A 16,264-nucleotide genomic window follows, 5' to 3' on the forward strand; every position below is an offset into this window, starting at 1 on the left:
GATCAAGACCGCAGATCCATTTTAAGCCAGGGTGAGAACCGCAAGGATGATGTGGATGATATCCGGTGAAGTCGGCTCCGGATCACCTCCGGTCACGCTGCCTGGCGTTGGAGTCGTTGGAGGGGGAGTAGGGGACGTGGTTTGGGCGTGAACAACGGTGCCAGTCAACGCGGTGACTGAGGCTGCGAGTATCAACTTACGACCAACATGCTTGAACATCGGGAAATCTCCTTCGCGGCGCAAATGTGCGCTGCGCGGAGACTAGGGAGCATGGTTCGAGATCCCGACGGATTCGTTAGCTCTCTGGCGTATACGAAATTTGACGAATTAATCTCCTGCTATCTGTTTCGGTATCGACTTTCAGGAGAGGACTGCATGCCCTTCGAAACGAGGCTAGAAACTCGACGTGAAACTGACGGATACGCCAAGTTTTTAACAATTTCATTGCTTTTTTTAGGATTTCCCGCCTTTTCGCCGATAGGTGCCGACTGGCTCCCGGCAGTTACACACTCGAGAAGTTACCTTCCTGTGCGTATGAACCCATGGCTTATAGGGCTCCTACACAATGCGCAGATGTTCTCCGCGGCGTACCTCCGCGCCCGGTATCTTCTCCCGCGCTTGCTTGATTGCTTCACTGCTTACCAGGGATTGTTTGAGGCAAGCCCGCATCGCCTGCTTGAGAGCCTAAGGCAGGTTGTCGAGGATCTCCTCCCAGAGAGCGCCATCCATCGAGGATTCAACGATCCTGTAATGCATGGGGATCTGTTGCTCATCCGTAACGAGCACAGAGTCCTGGCTGTTCTGTTGCTTCCTCAACGTGAACTCCATGCCCTCGATCTTTTTGAGACCGCGGCTTCCCAGGTAGTACAGCACCATCGCTTTGGTTTGGTTGGATCTCCGGTCGGAGCTGCGAGCGCGTTCGTGGAGACGGTTCGCCTCGTTCCGGCAATAGGCCGCGCGCGCCTCCATCATCCGCAGGAACCGACCGATCCGGTCCACCTTTTCTCCACGCGCCTGACAGAATGCTTCAAAGATGGTGGTTTGCTCTGTAGAGGCCTGTCCTTTGCTGTCCATCTCCTCCTGAATCTCCTCCAGGAGATCGTCGAGGTCTGCATCGATTTCAAAGAGCGATTTTGATACTGCTATGGAAGACATGAGAGTTATCCTCGAAGGCTGCGATGCCCCAAAATCAGTTTGGAAATAGCCGGAAGGGCAAGGGAGGTGTCCCTCCCTTGCTTTGTCAGCTAAGCCGCTTTTGGCAGCATCTCGCCGGCGATCTTCATCAGTTCGAGCTTGCGTTCGGCGTCTTCCGTCTTGCCCGCTACCCATGAAACAGCGTTGGAGAGTCGCCATGTCGTGCTTCCGGCAGGAAGATTGTAGGTGTCCGGGGAGTTGTAGGCATCGATGACCGCATCCGTCTCCGACTTGAGCAAGAGCTTCTTGAGCGACTCCTTCGCGCTCCTTGGATCCACGACGGCATCGTTTGCCTGGCGGATCGATTCCATGCGTCTGCGCAGGGCTTCGGCGTTCAACTGGGTTGCAATGACGTCCTTAAGCGCACTCACCGTGGTTTCGGCGTCGAGCTCGTAGGTCTTCTGTGAGTACAACATCGAATCGTCGAGCCGCCTCCCGAGATGAACCTGGCGCATCTCCTCCTGGGTAATAGCCAGATTCGAGCACCAGATCCTCAGGAGATAGGCGCGGACAGACAAGGCCCCGTTCCCAAAGTCCGAGTTCTCAAGACTCAGCCCGTATGCGACCATCTCGCCGGGGATGGGCTCATAGACCTCCGGCATAATTGCCTGAATGGCGATCTTGGTGTCGGTCACGTATCCGTCGTACGGCAGGGCACCCTTCAACTGCACGGCTGAAGCGAACGCTTCGACAATCGGCCTCGAATCGAGCCTCCGGTAACGATCGGAGAGAAATCCGCGAACCTCTCCCTGAACAGAGCGTAGGAGATAGCGATTCTTCGCGAAGCGATTCGCGAAGATCGTTCTCAGATTGTGCGCAAGCAGTTCCTTTGCCCACCTCTCCGGCGTGGTCTGCAGGCCGTCAAGGAACTTGATTGGAAGATCTGCCGTCTGTGCCATTTGCTGAACGGCATGACGGTGCAGCCGCTGCCGGATCTTTCCAGTCTGAGAATCTGAGTAGGTGATTTGCACTCCACGATCGTCTTCGGCGTCGAAGAGAAGGTTGCAACCGGGTTGGAGGCGGTCCGTGGGTTGACTGTTCATGACGTGGTCGATGACCTCGCCAGCTTTTGTCCGGCCTCTTACGATCAATTGCTCGAGTTTGTGGGCCGCAGCAGTTTTGGACTCCATTGTGAGGAGCATGTGGTGTTCTCCTTGTTTGGGTTGATTGAAAGAGAGGCAGGGAAGTAGGAGTCGCTGTCGAATTCCCACAGCCTCGGATCGATACTCCAAGCGTCAGATCGGCGAGGGGAGTTCGGCGAGGCATCTGTGCGTCTGTGCGTCTGTGAAATCGACGGGTGAAGGTAGCTTCGTTAGCCGTTCGATATGAAACTTATATTTCGCGGGATGTGCCCACTTCAGGCACAATTCGCATCGACCTTAGTTGAGTTTCATGCCAACGCGTAGGCTTAAGGTTGTTGCACTAACCCGTACGGGAGCAGTTCCCAGAACACAAGCCGAAGCCTCCGTATGCCCGTGCAGCTGCTACGAAGCTCCACCCGATAATTGCGCCCCATCTGGCTACTACGGACCGGAGAGTTTTATTGACCGAGTCTTCGTCGGAGCTGGACAGTCGTTTCACGGTCCAGCCAACTCCCAGGGCAACTATAGACGTTCTACGTCAAGCCGCAGGGAAAAGCCGAGCCGTCAAAGCAACTAACGAGCACCAGTTTCAAGGGAAAGAAATTGCTTGATGATCGTGACCACGTAGCTTCCGACAAACGCTACTCAACGGCAGACTTCAGGGACCGATGAAGTCCCTTCTCTTCATCAGAGTTTGGGATTTTTGACATTTAGGGCGCTATTGCCGTTAGGCGGTTCTGTAGCGACGCCGAAGTCTCTTCTCCTTTTTTGAACGTAGAAATAAAGAGCAACGGAACCAGCCAAAGTCGTCGCTAGGAAAACCACACCAGCGATCAATCTTAGATCCAGATTAATGTGCATCGAACCATCCTGTGTATTGCATGTCCTCGGTCGCGAGAGGCGTCAAGCCTGAAGCTCTAACGCGAAAGCGCAACTCGAAGTACGGTACTAGTATCGGACGGAGGGATCTCTGAAAGCTGTTCACAATTGCTCATTGGATCATCCTGATCGATCGGGCTCTTCTCGAGCAGTCCCGTGAGCAGTGAGAGGAATGGCACCCTGAGGAGTAGGATGGGCAAACGGTCCGCTTGTTGAGGTGAGCCTTAGCAACCTGAGAGCCCTGGAAGCGGAAAGCAACGGTTTGGCGCTTCTCAAGGAAGTATGCGATGAGTTTGCCAGTTACTTCAAATATCTCACTCCGCAATATTCTGTTCGCGACTGATTTTTCGTCTTGCTCGGAAGCGGCACTACCCTACGCCGTCGGAGTGTCCCGCCGTTACCACAGCCTGCTGAATATAGTGAGCGTTGTTTCTGCAGAGATCTGCGAGGATGCACAGCCCCCGGACCCGTTCTTCTTTCGACATTCCGCGGTGGATAAGATGGAGCATCTTGTGGCGTCCGAGATGCTCCAGGGAATTAACCATCACGAGTTCGTCGAAGAGAGCGAGGGAGATTTCCCTCTGGTTCTCGCAGAATTGATCCGAAGACACAAAATTGATCTGGTCGTACTGGGGACGCATGGACGAGGTGGCGCGAAGAAAGTTCTGCTAGGTTCCGTATCAGAAGAGATTGTTTATTCCGCGCCTTGTCCCGTGCTCACGGTAGGGCCAGACGTCTCCACGAAACCAATAGCCGAACTGAAGCTGCGAAAGATTCTGTGTTCAACAGACTTGATGCCTGGTTCGGCTAGAAACCTCGCCTATGCTCTCTTTCTGACGGACACGGAACACGCCCACGTGAGCTTGATGCATACCGTCGAGAGACACGGCAATGTTCGGCCGGGATACCTCGAGGGAGAGAGGGAGGGGGCGATGAAACGGCTTGAACAGCTTGTTCCGCTCGGTACGGAACCATCCGTGGAGATGGAGCTTATCGTAGAAGTCGGCGCGCCAGCAGAACAGATCTTGAAGGTGGCGGAACGCCAGGATGCAGACCTCATTGTTATGGGACCACACTCTACCGTTCATCCCCGCGTCTCCGCACATTTCCCCTGGGTTACGGCTCATCAAGTACTATGCCACGCTCATTGCCCAGTTTTGACGGTGCGAGGCTGATGGCTCGGACACCCTCCTCGCTTCCGACAATCGGCATATCGCCGGAGCGTGGATCGCGATGAGTAGCCTCCGAGCCAGTACAGAGCGGACGGTCAAGGGCTCCATCGCGTCCACCCATCATGTTCCGGAGGACGCTTTTTGTGGATGAAGCCTCGACATATCGCGTTCTGAACCGAGAGATCTTCTTGTTGATCGCTCTCTCGGTTGGTGCTGTAGGAGTGTACGCATTTACCAAAAGTATGGCGGCGAAAGAACATCAGATGGACGCTCGAACTGCTGCCATTTGGTACCGAGCCGGTCAGCACCAGTTCAGTGCGGGGCAGATCGATCTGGCAATCGACTCCTTTCGCAGAGCAACGACCGACGCCGTCAGAGATCGGACGTATGCACTCGCGTTGGCGAACGCGTTGGTAGCAGGGAGTCACGATGCAGAGGCCCAGCAGACGCTGCTTCGACTGCGGGAAGCGGATCCCGAAGATGCCGAGATCAACAGCCAGTTGGCCAGGCTCGCCGCCAGGCGTGGAGAAGTCGATGACGCCGTGGGCTACTACCGGAATGCGCTCTACGGCCGCTGGTCCGGGACCCAGGTAGATGAGCGGAAACTGCAACTGCGAGTTGAGTTGATTCGCTTCCTGCTGGTGCATCAACAGCGCAACATTGCACCTTCGGAGTTGCTCATCTTGGAGGATGACCTCCCACGATCGGCGGTCGCCCATGTAGAGACAGCGCGCCTTTTCCTGCAGACAGGGGATGCGCAGCATGCTTTGAAGAACTACGACGCAGCGATTGAATTGGACAAGGACGATTTGTATGCGCTGACGGAAGCCGGCGAAACAGCTTTTCGTCAGCGAGATTACCCAGGAGCTGAGCGGTATCTCAGAGCGGCTGTGAAGTTCAATCCAGAAAACGAGAACACACGGCGTCTCTTGTCGGTCACAGAGATGGTTCTATCCGGAGATCCGCTCGCTCCGCATCTCGCAAAGGAGGAGGAGCGGGAACGTTTGCTTCGGGGCCTGACCCAAGCCACCCAGCGGCTAGACGGCTACCTTAGTCAGACCTCTGCCAGCGGAGAGTTGTCCCAACTAAACGCCCTCAAAGAGCAGGCTCTCACGATGGAGTCTGAGCTTCATTCCGGGCATCCTCCTGACTCCGAGCAAACCAAGACCGGGGTGGACCTGATCTACGCAATCGAAAAGGCAACCTCAACCGCCGGCAGAGTACCAGACGGCTTGGATCAGGCACTCCTTCTGATTGGCCAGAAACATATCGGTGCACAACCATGAGCACTGCCAATCTGTCGTTCATGCAGCGGCTCCGCCTGCGCGAAAATCACATATTTTTCGCGCTGACCATCATCATCGGGATTTTTGCCGGTCTGGCCGCGGTGCTGTTCACTCTGGCAATCAACGGTACGACGCACCTCCTCTTCGGAATAGCGCCCTCCAATCTGCGTTACATCCTTATTCCCACGTTAATGAGTCTGGTTACGGGATTTTTGCTGGCAAAGTTTTTCCCGGAGGCTCGCGGTAGTGGGGTTCCACAAATCGAGGCCGCCTATCACCTCAACCATGGAGAAGTTCCGTTCCGGGTCGCGTTCGGAAAATTTTTGACCGGCGTGCTCTGCATCGGATCGGGCCACTCGATGGGAAGGGAAGGCCCGTCGGTGCAGATCGGAGCAGGCATCGCCTCTCCCATCGGTAGATGGTTTCATCTGTCGCCAGCTCGTGCGCAAAGCCTCGTTCCCGTGGCCGCGGCCGCGGCGCTATCGGCAGCGTTTAATACCCCTGTCGCCGCGGTGATCTTTGCCCTCGAAGAGATCATCGGAGATATGAACGCGACCCTGTTGGGTTCTACGGTCGTGGCATCCGTTGCAGCGGTCATCGTTGAACGCTCCATTCTCGGCAACAACCCCATCTTTCACGTGCCTGCGTATCATCTCGTCAATCCCGCCGAGCTAATTGGTTACCTCATCCTTGGGATTGTGGGCGGAATCGTTTCGCTCGCCTTCTGCAAGGGGCTGCTCCACGCCCGGTTGTTGTTCCGTGGAATGCCTAAGTGGACCAAGATCCTTCAGCCTGCTTTGGGTGGTCTGATCATTGGCGTCATCCTGATCTTCTTCCCCCAGGTCATGGGCGTTGGCTACCAGTTCGTTGATCAAGCGATGAATGGCGGCCTTCTGCTCAAAACGATGCTCCTGCTATGTTTCGCAAAACTCGTGGCTACCATCGTTTCCTACTCCTCCGGAAATGCAGGTGGGATCTTTGCTCCAAGCCTCTATCTTGGAGCCATGGCGGGCGGAGCCGTTGGCGTACTGATGCACCGCTTTGCTCCCTTTCCGACGGGTGATCCTGGGGCTTATGCGTTGGTCGGAATGGGCACGCTGTTCGCCGGAATCGTTCGTGCACCCATGACTTCGGTGTTTATGATCTTCGAGCTGACGCAGGACTACCAGGTCCTGGTTCCGCTGATGGTAGCCAACATGATCAGCTACCTTATTTCAAAGCGATACCAGCCGGTTCCACTCTATCGCGCGTTACTGGAGCAGGACGACGTGCACCTACCTGAACCGGGGACTGGATCTGTGAATGGAGTTTGGCGTGCCCGCGACGTCATGACACGGGACTTCACTTTGGTTTCGCCCGACAGCTCGGTCCAGTCGGCGTCTGGGATAGCCTCACAAACCAATGCGGAGAGCTTTCCGGTCGGGAGTGACGGGATCTATCTCGGCCTCGTGACCCGAGGTCAAATCGAACGCGCGCTCAGTTCCGGCGGTGCCAATGCTTCGATCGGATCGATCGCCACCGGCGATGGCGCTCGTGTTCATCCCGATCACCCGCTTGAACTTGTGCTGGATAGGCTTGCCAAAAACCCAGGTCTGCTGCCTGTCGTGAGCCGTGACCAGACCGATCGCCTCGAAGGTATGATCACAGCGGAGACGGTGATTCAATTTGTGCAGAAGGAATTGGACACGCCAAAGAACGGCTCAGTTAGCCCCAAACTCTAGCAGATAATAGAACATGCTCTCTGTGTCTCACTACGTCGGCCGGTCTGCGCCCGCGCTCTGCATCTGGCAGGTGGGTTGATGCTGACCGGTTCCGGCGTGCAGGCGGTGCAGGCGGTATTCCTGCTGTTGCTGGTGTTTGTTGCGGTCTTTGCCGGGCTCGCGCGGCGACTCAAGGTTCCATATCCAATCCTGCTGGTGATTGCCGGGCTGCTCTTGAGCTTTCTGCCCGGGATACCTCGGATCGGGCTTGATCCGAATCTGGTGTTCCTCGTATTTTTGCCACCCCTCCTGTATTCGGCTGCGTGGACCCTGTCGTGGAGGGAGTTCCAGCGAAACTTTGTGAGCATAGCGATGCTTGCGGTGGGGCTCGTACTGTTCACGGTGCTGGGATTGGCGATGGCGGCGGGATCGTTGTTGCCGGGTTTCGACTGGAGATCAGCGGTGCTGCTTGGGGCGGTCGTTGCGGCGACGGATGCGATTGCGGCAACGTCGATTGCGCGGAGGGTTGGCCTGCCGCAACACATCGTGGATATTTTGGAGGCGGAGAGCCTGGTGAACGATGGCACTGGGTTGCTGGCGCTGCAGTTTGGGCTGCTCATGCTGGTGACGGGGCGCACTCCGTCGATAGTGGAGGGGGTTGGAAAACTGGTCTTCTTGACAGGCGGCGGCGTATTGATCGGGCTGGCAATCGGCGCAGTGGTGGCGTTGTTCGAGAGGTGGGTGGACGACGCCCGATCGAGATCGTCATCAGCATTCTCGTACCCTATGCCACTTATCTTATGGGCGATCGGGTACATGTCTCAGGTGTGATCGCAGTGATTGCCTGCAGCATGTATATGAGCCGGAAGAGCCCGGAGTACATGTCACCGCAGGTGCGGCTGCAGGCGACAGCGGTGTGGGACGCATTGACGTTTGTGCTGAATGGGATTGTATTTGTGCTGATCGGGCTACAGCTGCCGTATGTGATGAGCCAGATTAGCGGCATGAGCCGCAGCGTCCTCCTGGAATATGGGGTTGGATTCAGCGCGGTCATGATCGCGGTGCGAGTTGGGTATTCGGAGAAACGTATCTCGCCTATGCGGTGCGGCGGTGGGTGCAAAAGGTGAAGGTTGACGGCCCGGACCCGCGAAGGTTGTTTGTGATTGGGTGGGGTGGGATGCGCGGGGTGTTGTCGCTGGCTGCGGCCGTGTCGTTGCCCTATGAACTACCGGATGGAAGGATGTTCTCGCAGAGGAGCATGATCATCTATCTGGCGTTTTGCCTGATCGTGGCGACTCTAGTGGTTCAGGGGCTGACGCTGCCAGGACTCATTCGAAGGCTGGGACTGTCGGAGCCGGTTGGCATGAAAGCCGAAGAGCAGGAGGCGCGGCGGGTATTGCTGCGAGAGGCCCTGGTGTATCTCGACAGGAGCCGGTCGAAGAATCGGGACCAGTCTGCGATGTACGGGCAGTTGATCGCGGGTTATCAACAAAGGTTGGACACGATACCGGTGGAACGGGAAGGGCGGGTGCAGGGTCTAGTCGATCAGGCTCGCCGGAGCGACGCAATTTTAGGTGTGCTTCAGTCGCAGCGAGCCGCGCTGATCCGGCTGTGGGATGAAGGACAGATCGATGATGAAGTGCTGAGGACGCTGCAACGAGATCTCGACTTAGAAGAGAGCCGTGTGCATACGGGGTCGATTGTTGTGCGCTAGAGCCGGATCGGCGCAAAACCCTTCCTCACCAAATGTGTGGTCTCAAGGCACAAAGAGCCTCGCAATTGTTTCATTGACAGAAAGAGCCTGTCGGGCTGTGACGGGAGTGGAGCAAAGTCGAGCTTCCGATAGAAGTCACGCGCTCCTGCTTCGGTGTCCACGACAACAGCCCACGGCAAAGCGTCGGAAAATCTATCTCCTGTGCGGCGTTGTCTACCTGTTCGGTTTCCATCTCGCCTCCGGGTCAAACCTTTCGGTTGAGGAGCAGCTCTTCCGCGCGCAATACCGAAAGCGGCTGCGGGATTCCGGTGATGAGGTCTACGTAGTTCTTCAAGCGCTCCCCGATGACGATGCCGTCGGCGGTGATCTGATACTTTCGGATATCCCGGCTGTGGGCGGTCCTGCGCATCTTCACCACCATCATAATCTGGCAGAGTTCACCATCGATCTCCACATAACGCATCCGGATGATGTCGTCGGTGAGGAACGAGATCGAATAGCTGCTGAAGGACAGCTCGGTGAAGGTCTCCGGCATCTCTAGGGTGCTCAGGATGGTGATACCGATAGCGGTCAGGGCGAAGATCATTCGATAGAGCGATTCGCGAAAGTCGGCGCGGAAGGAGGGTGCCAAGGCCATCTCGAAGCCGGCCAGGGAGTCGATCACCAGACGCTTTGCGCCCGTCCTTTTCACGGCGTCGAGAATCTCCTGCATCATCTCGTCCACCGACAAATCGAGCGGCCGGAGGTAGATCACTTCCAGGCTTCCTTCGGCAAGCGGCGTCTGAAGGTCGAGTCCGAACTCAGAGGCGCGCGCGGTGTATTCGTTGGGTCGCTCTTCAAAGACCGCCGCAATGCCTGGTTCGCCCGCGAGTATGCCCGCAGCAAGGAATTGCGTCGCCATCAGCGATTTGCCAGTTCCCGAGGAACCGGCGATCAGTAGGCTGTCCCCCTCAGGTACGCCTCCACCCATCATCTCGTCCAGTGCGGGAATACCCATGGAAAGGCGCTTCACACTGCTAAATGTCTTCCTTTGACCAACCAGGCCAAGAGTTCGCGAAAAGGCCTGCAGGCCGGTTTCCGTGATGCGGAAGGTGTGCAGTCCCGGCACCGAAGCCTGCCCACGCAGCTTCATGATCTGCATCTTGCGCACGACGGAGTTCCGGTCCACTTGTTGGAAGAGCCAGAAGAGACCGTCGGCGACGGTAAAGACGGGGTTGTCGCGTACCTCGGATTCGGAATATTCGCCAATGAGAAACGTGGTCGCCTCCCAGCTGGTGAGCAGCAGCGCCAACTGCTGCACGAAGGTTTGTACAGCCATATTCTTGCCTTCGTGCATCTCGCTGCGTAGCACCGTGCGGAAGGAGTCCACCACGACAATGCTCGGGTTGGCGACTTCCACCTGTTTGGAAATCTCTTCCAGTACTCCCTCTAGCCCGCGCTCGACGAGATCCTGGCTCAGGTTGACGAAGCGCACGGCATTGTTCAGCTTGGCTGCATCAAAGAAAGTGAATTGCTGCTGATAGCGCAGCATCTTCAGCGCCGGTTCGCCCAGTACGGTGAAGTAAAGGGCGGGCCGCTCCACCGTGGCATTGGCGAAGATGAACTGGTGCGCCAGGGTGGTCTTGCCACATCCGGGCGCACCGGCGATGATGTTGAACGAAAACTCGGGTAGCCCGCCACCAAGAATCTCATCAAGTCCAGGTACTCCGGTCGGCAATTGGTTTATCTTGACCTTGCTCTGCTCGTTCATTTTGATTGGTTCCTTTCAAAGTTAATTTCGGAGCCGGGCAGATCTGGCCACACATCATGAAGGAGCCGGAGCGTGAGAGACTCACCGATGAATGTGATCATCAGCCCAATTAGCTGCGCAATGAGCACGGCACCCGACTGCGCCGCTTCACCGTTCAGACCTTGTAGCGATCCGTCCGACTTAACTTCCCACTCGCCGAGGACCGGAGACTCGCGCTTTGCCAAGGTCAATGCGCGCGCTAGGAGCGAACGAAAGCCCGCTGCCCCGGCCAGCGTGGTTAGAGGACGGCGAAGCTTGTCGCATACGCGACATACCGTTTGCGTGTCCGCATTCGCCGTCGCTGCCTCAACCGCTTCATAAGCCAGCAGCCGTTGGGCGAGTTCGCGTGTTGTAGGAGTGTCTGCGCTGCGCGTCATCTGTTCGTGCAAGTTCGTACCATCATCCTGCTAGACGAGTCTACGCTGTCGCAAATCCACTGACTGGTCAAAGCAGGACGTCTCTCCCCGGAGAGCTTCAAGTTCGTTGATCGAGGGCTACTTCCGGTTGGCGCCTTTGATGACCGCTGGAGGTGACCACCACTGACACATAATTTGTTCTGTTCAATATCGCTCATATTTGAGGGACCATTTCCATTAGCTTGCTAGATGTGATGCACAATGGAGTCGTATGAAGAGTGCCTGGAATTTCAGCGTCAAGGCAACCGGCAGAAGGTAACATAACGATAAGACCTCTCATTCAATGCGAGGCCTAGTGTAAGGAGAGAACCGATGCTTCCTCCGCCAATGATTCGCGATTGGGCTCGTAAGCTTATTGCTTCCGAAGCTGATGCTGATTCACCCTCGGCACAGACCGAGCTTGCGACACTTCGGGTCTATGAAAAGCTTCGCCGGCAATTCTGCGCCCCCGTAGGAGTTGATGCATTTCAGGCTCTCGCTTCTCGTGCCTTGTCTTTGGCTAAGTCGCAGTTTCCAAGCCTAAGTGCCGTGAGCGTAACGGCGACTGGAGACTTGCGTGGGGTTGGCGAAGTCGAAACTCCACTGAGCGGAGTTGAGGATGGTGAGGTCGGGATCACTCTGATTGCACAGATGCTCAGACTGTTTATTACTCTTCTTGGCGAGGCAGCAACGGTGCGTTTGATTGAAGATGCGTCCCTTCGGCTTGAAGTCAAAGTGGAGTTAGACACGACAGCTCCGAGTATCTCCGCAGCAGGCAAGAACTACCTCGGACCTTTTAAGGATATTTTATTGGAGGCTGACCAACTCAGGTACCTGAGCGAACGCCTTGAGACCCTTGCGGACACACATGACGGTATTGACGAGCTTATGGGCGTAGCGGGAAACATCCGTAATATTGCTACTGTGTTAGATGTTTTTACGCTAGTCAGAAGCAAGGCTGGCGGCTCACACGATAGCGTACTTCTCCCGCCAAAGAACCGCTATATGAATTGAGTTTCACCAGTGAGATACCCAGAGGGGGATGATAGAAAGCCCAGGGCAGTTCTCCCTGGCAGTCGCACAGCGGACCATACAGTCGTAGCAGTCTCAATAGGGACCACGAACGGTGAGTTCAGGCCGCCTCGTCGAGCTCATCATCTTCTTGGATCTGCCCCTCTTCCTCAATCTCGGCGACGATGCCCTCCTCATCATCCGCCTCGGCCGCGGATCCGGGAGTTGCTGCCTCTGGGGACGGCGCATCGAAGAGGCCAGCAGTCTTCGCTAGTTCCGGCTTGGCCATCTCCACCGGCCTTGCGGCAGCAGCCGGCTTCGCATCCTCTGGCTTCATCGCCTCCTTCTTTATAGGCGTCTTTGCCTTGGCGCGCGCTTCGGCCTGTGCCGTCTTCGCGGCGGCGTCCATCTCGGCCTGCGCTCTCTCGAGCGAGTTCTTCAGTTGCAGATGAGATGAGACGAAGTTCACGAGCGTCGGCGGCAGGTCTCGATCGAGTTCTTCGGCGGTCCCAGTCACACTCAAAGGCGTGGTGAGCGCGGCATTCTCGCCATCCTTGAGCTTCTTCGGAATGACGTTGACGCGAATCTGGTCTTCCTCAAGATAGGTTACAGTCAGCAGGACAGCGCGTTGCCGCAAGTAGGGAGCGAGTTCTTTGAACATGGGTATCTCCTCGTAGGAAAGGTCATAGGGGACGCGACCCTTTCCTCTTTGGCTTCTTGAGTTCCGGAGCATCCCAGTGCGTGGTCTGGCGTCGTCCGAACGCCAGGCTTTCGTTGTAGGCAGCGGGATCGTAGTCGCGCCGCCAGAGAAGGCGGTAGAGAGTATCAACCGCCGATTTCATCACTGCCTTCATCTCTTCATCGGAGACATGAGAGACCTCGGGCTTTCCGCTGCAGACCGTGCAGGGTCTTCCAGCGCGTAACTCTTCGATGGGGCCATTGCGAAAGGCCAAAACAACCAGCGCTTTTGCTTCCACAGCAAGGTCGGGATCAAGTGTCATCTTCATGAACGGCCTCCGGTACGCTCCTACCATACCGCGACTGCCGCAATAGAACTTCACATCTTCACGAAGGTACGCTGCGATTGTCTCGAACGTTTTCGTGTCTTCGACCAGAGCTTCGGATCGACGGGCAGTGCGCTCATCTGTCCTGTCTTCGCGTTGAAGAAAGCGCCGTGGTGTGTGAGCTTGCCATAACGGAAGAGCTGCGCCAGCATGGCGAGCGCGCTCGATGCGAGCGTCTGGTTGATGAACGGCTCCTGCCGGTCCAGCGCTTCGACTGCGGAACAACTGGGCAACGGATCTTCACCTGCGTCGGTATCAATAATCTCGGGGTACAACTCGCTTACCGTGCGCAACCGTTCTGCCTTTCTGCGGTTACGCGCGTTCAATGGCTGGCCGAGAACGTACTGGCCACTGGCAGCGTTGTTGCCGAGATCGAGCCAATAACAGGTAGCGCGTAGAGACTTTGTAAACGACTCCTCGATAGCCTTGCGTCCGGCACGCGTGTCGACACACCCGATGAGCAGATCGAAGCTCCTGTCATGGCTGCGCTCGAAGGACTTGGCGTGGAAATGATTGGGAATCGCAGACCAGGTCGTACCCCAGAACAGGTTGAGACGATTGATGAGAACTGTCGCCTTGTTCTGACCGATGTCGGACGTGGAGAAAGGCTGCCGGATGCAGTTGGTCTCTGTGACTACGTCCGCATCCATCATGGCGACCTCCAGCCCCATCGGGTGACCCCAGATGCGCATCGCATGATCTAGATACGGCAGCCCCATGGCAATGGCGCTCCCGGTCCCGCCTGCTCCAACAACGAGGATGCGAACCGACTGGCTGCTCACGAGTTCGGGAGGCAGTAGATGCTCAATGCGCATAACGATCCTCGCTACCGCGCAAGTAGAGCGGCTTGATTTTGCAAAGGGATGGCTAAGAGGCGACGCTGGGAATTTCTGAGGCTTACCCTCGCTCATCGGAGCCGGGAGCCGGGGCAACTTCGTCACGCTTGAAGTTGACACGGAGTCTCGAGGCTGTCTTGTCGACCGATAGAACTCCTTCGCGCGAGTATGGAAGCACAAGTTCGTCCAGCATCTTGCCCGGCTCTAGCAGCTCACGCGTAAGAGCCTCCAGGAACTGATCCTTGTCGATCGCTTCCCATTCAACATGAAACCCAGCGCGCCGCGAGAGGTCGGCAAACACGGTCAGAATTGTTCTGCCGTTGCCTTCGAGAAAAGGATGAGCGTGTGCCAGGTAGCCAAAGACCTCGCCTGGATGCGCACGTAAATATGCCGTGTCTTGTCCTAGATTCAGGGCGCGTGCTCGGCGGCGAGCTGCATAGCGCCCGGATCCGCAAACAAGATCTTATACCCTGCCTTCGCGATGGCGATGTCTGGAGCGGTGACGGAACGATCTTGAACCAGCCCAGGGGTAGAGGGAGTTGAACAGTCTTTGGTGCGTTTCAGTAATGTGCTCATAACGGAGAGTCGGCAGCCTTCCCAGAAATCGAACCGTTGGGACGATCTCTTGCTCAAAGGCTGCCGTCTCAAGATGGCCCACGACACGGAGGTCTTTTTCTTGATACGAGTTTCTTAAGTACCCAGCCGTTTCGTAGTCCCCAAACGGGTCGAGGATCCGGAGTTCCATCTATCGGAGGTAGTGAACCTGGAGAAGACCTCTTTGATACGACGTGAGAATGCCTGCTCTGCCGAGGGCGACAAGCAGTTCTTCGACCGGATCGAGCTCGACGACGCCATCAGAAAGGCGAGAAACTGCCTTCACAAACTGGTGGTTTGGCATGCGGCGCATCGAGATGCCCCGCTGCCGAGCGGTCGACTGAGCCCATTCGGCGATCGCGCGGGATCGTCCGCTCGCGATCTGACGGATTTGCTGATCCGAAAATGGCGGTGTTTTAGGAGAACGCTTAGAAACCATCACTCCCGTAGCTGCACTCCTAGGAAAGTCTGCACGATCCATTTAACCACTTTACATGGTATTTTCTAGCAAATTACAGAGCTTCATTCAATACCTAGCTCGGACAAAACCTATTTAGAATGAGCGACTAATGAAGCTACTCTCAACCGATGGATTTCCAGTATCTTACTCGATACGGTGGGCATATTGCGGGAGGGAGATAGAGGAGTCCGATTGGGCTCAGTTCCCGCGCGCGAACTGCGTGAGTGTTTGCGGCAAGCAGATCAGAGTCTCTCGTGGGAACGAGTTACGTTTCTCTGCAAGGCTATTCCACAGGCCCTCGAATCCGTCCTTGTGCCGGGTCAAGCGGCCGATATTGGAGTGAGTGAAGGCGCTCTCATAGAAGCCGCGCTCCCAGGCTGGAATGGTGGCCACGGATACGCTGTCGGGACGGCGCATCGAGCCGGTGCAGACGCGCCCGTTATCCGAGAGGTTCCAGAAGGGGGCCACTGCCAGCTTCGTTGTTCCGCTTGGCCGCTTGTTTTCGAGAAGCGCGCGGATCATAAGGTCGCCGCCATCGACACGCCAGGCGAGCGGCGGCTGAGGAAAGGTGCGACCGTTGAGGGCCGCGGCTTTGCCTTCCGAGTTCTCGTAGAACATCTGACGGCGTTGCGCCGGCGTCCACCACATAATCATGTGGGTGCTTTTGGCGAGGATGTTCTCCGGCAAGACCTCGGCTGTCGAGTTACCGCTCAGGGAGCGCACCAGCGAATCTACGAAAGTGACAGTGAGCGGCTGTGCTGGACCCAGCGTAGGTGGGGAATTCTCGTGGGCCGTCACGTCGTGCCGAGTGACAAAGCTTCTTTGCCGATCTCCATAGATGAGCAGCGCCTCACGCAGTTCGAAGTTGTGGTTCTCCCCGATCGAGACATGAACTTGCATGACGTTTCTCCCATTCGACTTATGTGGCGCTCAACATAACATGTATGAGGGACTAGGTACTTTCGCTTCGGACGGGACGGGAATCGTTGCAGCAGCCATAGAGGGATACCCATTCGAAGGGCGGTAGGAGGAAGGTAGAACGGACCAATGCCTGGAAGGGCGAAGGGCGTACTTGTTCCCGTGAGAAC

The 16,264-nt window shown here is 56.5% G+C and carries 17 protein-coding genes and 1 pseudogene; 6 read left to right on the plus strand and 12 right to left on the minus strand.

Annotation, left to right across the window (positions count from 1 at the left end; genetic code table 11):
• Positions 1-21: 21 nt before the first annotated feature.
• The 3 genes from RBB76_RS21755 to RBB76_RS21765 form a co-directional block, all read right to left on the minus strand.
• Complete coding sequence (locus RBB76_RS21755; protein ID WP_429634365.1) at positions 22-219, minus strand: hypothetical protein; 198 nt, start codon at positions 217-219, stop codon at positions 22-24.
• 465 nt (positions 220-684) lie between these two features.
• Complete coding sequence (locus tag RBB76_RS21760; protein WP_429634363.1) at positions 685-1,155, minus strand: siphovirus Gp157 family protein; 471 nt, start codon at positions 1,153-1,155, stop codon at positions 685-687.
• 89 nt (positions 1,156-1,244) lie between these two features.
• Positions 1,245-2,336 carry a hypothetical protein gene (locus RBB76_RS21765; RefSeq protein WP_429634361.1) on the minus strand — a complete coding sequence of 364 codons (1,092 nt, stop codon included), beginning with the start codon at positions 2,334-2,336 and terminating at the stop codon, positions 1,245-1,247.
• 1,106 nt (positions 2,337-3,442) lie between these two features.
• On the opposite strand from RBB76_RS21765, the gene RBB76_RS21770 reads away from it, so the two are divergent.
• The 5 genes and pseudogenes from RBB76_RS21770 (at position 3,443) to RBB76_RS21790 (ending at position 9,027) form a co-directional block, all read left to right on the plus strand.
• Positions 3,443-4,330, plus strand: a complete 888-nt coding sequence (locus tag RBB76_RS21770; RefSeq protein ID WP_429634359.1) for a universal stress protein — start codon at positions 3,443-3,445, stop codon at positions 4,328-4,330.
• Between the two features lie 140 nt (positions 4,331-4,470).
• Positions 4,471-5,613 carry a tetratricopeptide repeat protein gene (locus tag RBB76_RS21775; protein WP_429634357.1) on the plus strand — a complete coding sequence of 381 codons (1,143 nt, stop codon included), beginning with the start codon at positions 4,471-4,473 and terminating at the stop codon, positions 5,611-5,613.
• Positions 5,610-7,334 (plus strand): chloride channel protein, encoded by a 1,725-nt coding sequence (locus tag RBB76_RS21780; RefSeq protein WP_429634355.1) that lies wholly within the window; start codon positions 5,610-5,612, stop codon positions 7,332-7,334. Before RBB76_RS21775 ends, RBB76_RS21780 begins: the two co-directional genes overlap by 4 nt.
• 78 nt (positions 7,335-7,412) lie before the next feature.
• Positions 7,413-8,440 (plus strand): annotated as a pseudogene (locus RBB76_RS21785) (cation:proton antiporter).
• On the plus strand, positions 8,437-9,027 hold the full coding sequence (locus RBB76_RS21790) for a hypothetical protein (RefSeq protein WP_429634353.1): 591 nt from the start codon (positions 8,437-8,439) through the stop codon (positions 9,025-9,027). The pseudogene RBB76_RS21785 and the gene RBB76_RS21790 overlap by 4 nt, the downstream one beginning before the upstream one ends.
• A 244-nt stretch (positions 9,028-9,271) precedes the next feature.
• On the opposite strand, the gene RBB76_RS21795 is transcribed toward RBB76_RS21790, so the two are convergent.
• Positions 9,272-10,777, minus strand: coding sequence for an RAD55 family ATPase (locus tag RBB76_RS21795; RefSeq protein WP_429634351.1), 1,506 nt, complete (start codon positions 10,775-10,777; stop codon positions 9,272-9,274).
• Positions 10,774-11,205, minus strand: coding sequence for a hypothetical protein (locus RBB76_RS21800; RefSeq protein WP_429634349.1), 432 nt, complete (start codon positions 11,203-11,205; stop codon positions 10,774-10,776). Before RBB76_RS21800 ends, RBB76_RS21795 begins: the two co-directional genes overlap by 4 nt.
• 354 nt (positions 11,206-11,559) lie before the next feature.
• Here RBB76_RS21800 and RBB76_RS21805 point away from each other — a divergent pair, with 354 nt between their 5' ends.
• Positions 11,560-12,225, plus strand: a complete 666-nt coding sequence (locus RBB76_RS21805; RefSeq protein ID WP_429634347.1) for a hypothetical protein — start codon at positions 11,560-11,562, stop codon at positions 12,223-12,225.
• Between the two features lie 118 nt (positions 12,226-12,343).
• On the opposite strand, the gene RBB76_RS21810 is transcribed toward RBB76_RS21805, so the two are convergent.
• The 7 genes from RBB76_RS21810 to RBB76_RS21840 all read right to left on the minus strand — a co-directional run bounded on the left by RBB76_RS21810 (position 12,344) and on the right by RBB76_RS21840 (position 16,076).
• Positions 12,344-12,883, minus strand: coding sequence for a PRTRC system protein E (locus RBB76_RS21810; protein ID WP_429634345.1), 540 nt, complete (start codon positions 12,881-12,883; stop codon positions 12,344-12,346).
• A gap of 22 nt (positions 12,884-12,905) precedes the next feature.
• The gene (locus RBB76_RS21815) at positions 12,906-13,229 is read right to left on the minus strand and encodes a hypothetical protein (RefSeq protein ID WP_429634343.1); all 324 of its coding nucleotides are present in this window, start codon (positions 13,227-13,229) and stop codon (positions 12,906-12,908) included.
• Between the two features lie 50 nt (positions 13,230-13,279).
• On the minus strand, positions 13,280-14,101 hold the full coding sequence (locus RBB76_RS21820; protein WP_429634341.1) for a PRTRC system ThiF family protein: 822 nt from the start codon (positions 14,099-14,101) through the stop codon (positions 13,280-13,282).
• 82 nt (positions 14,102-14,183) lie between these two features.
• On the minus strand, positions 14,184-14,423 hold the full coding sequence (locus tag RBB76_RS21825) for a hypothetical protein (protein ID WP_429634339.1): 240 nt from the start codon (positions 14,421-14,423) through the stop codon (positions 14,184-14,186).
• Between the two features lie 107 nt (positions 14,424-14,530).
• The gene (locus RBB76_RS21830) at positions 14,531-14,698 is read right to left on the minus strand and encodes a hypothetical protein (RefSeq protein WP_429634337.1); all 168 of its coding nucleotides are present in this window, start codon (positions 14,696-14,698) and stop codon (positions 14,531-14,533) included.
• A 169-nt stretch (positions 14,699-14,867) separates the two neighbouring features.
• The gene (locus RBB76_RS21835) at positions 14,868-15,158 is read right to left on the minus strand and encodes a hypothetical protein (RefSeq protein ID WP_429634335.1); all 291 of its coding nucleotides are present in this window, start codon (positions 15,156-15,158) and stop codon (positions 14,868-14,870) included.
• A 216-nt stretch (positions 15,159-15,374) separates the two neighbouring features.
• Positions 15,375-16,076, minus strand: coding sequence for a PRTRC system protein B (locus RBB76_RS21840; RefSeq protein WP_429634333.1), 702 nt, complete (start codon positions 16,074-16,076; stop codon positions 15,375-15,377).
• Positions 16,077-16,264: the final 188 nt, after the last annotated feature.

Origin of the sequence: Tunturiibacter psychrotolerans, from assembly GCF_051013365.1 — a bacterium.
Lineage (GTDB): Bacteria > Acidobacteriota > Terriglobia > Terriglobales > Acidobacteriaceae > Edaphobacter > Edaphobacter psychrotolerans_A.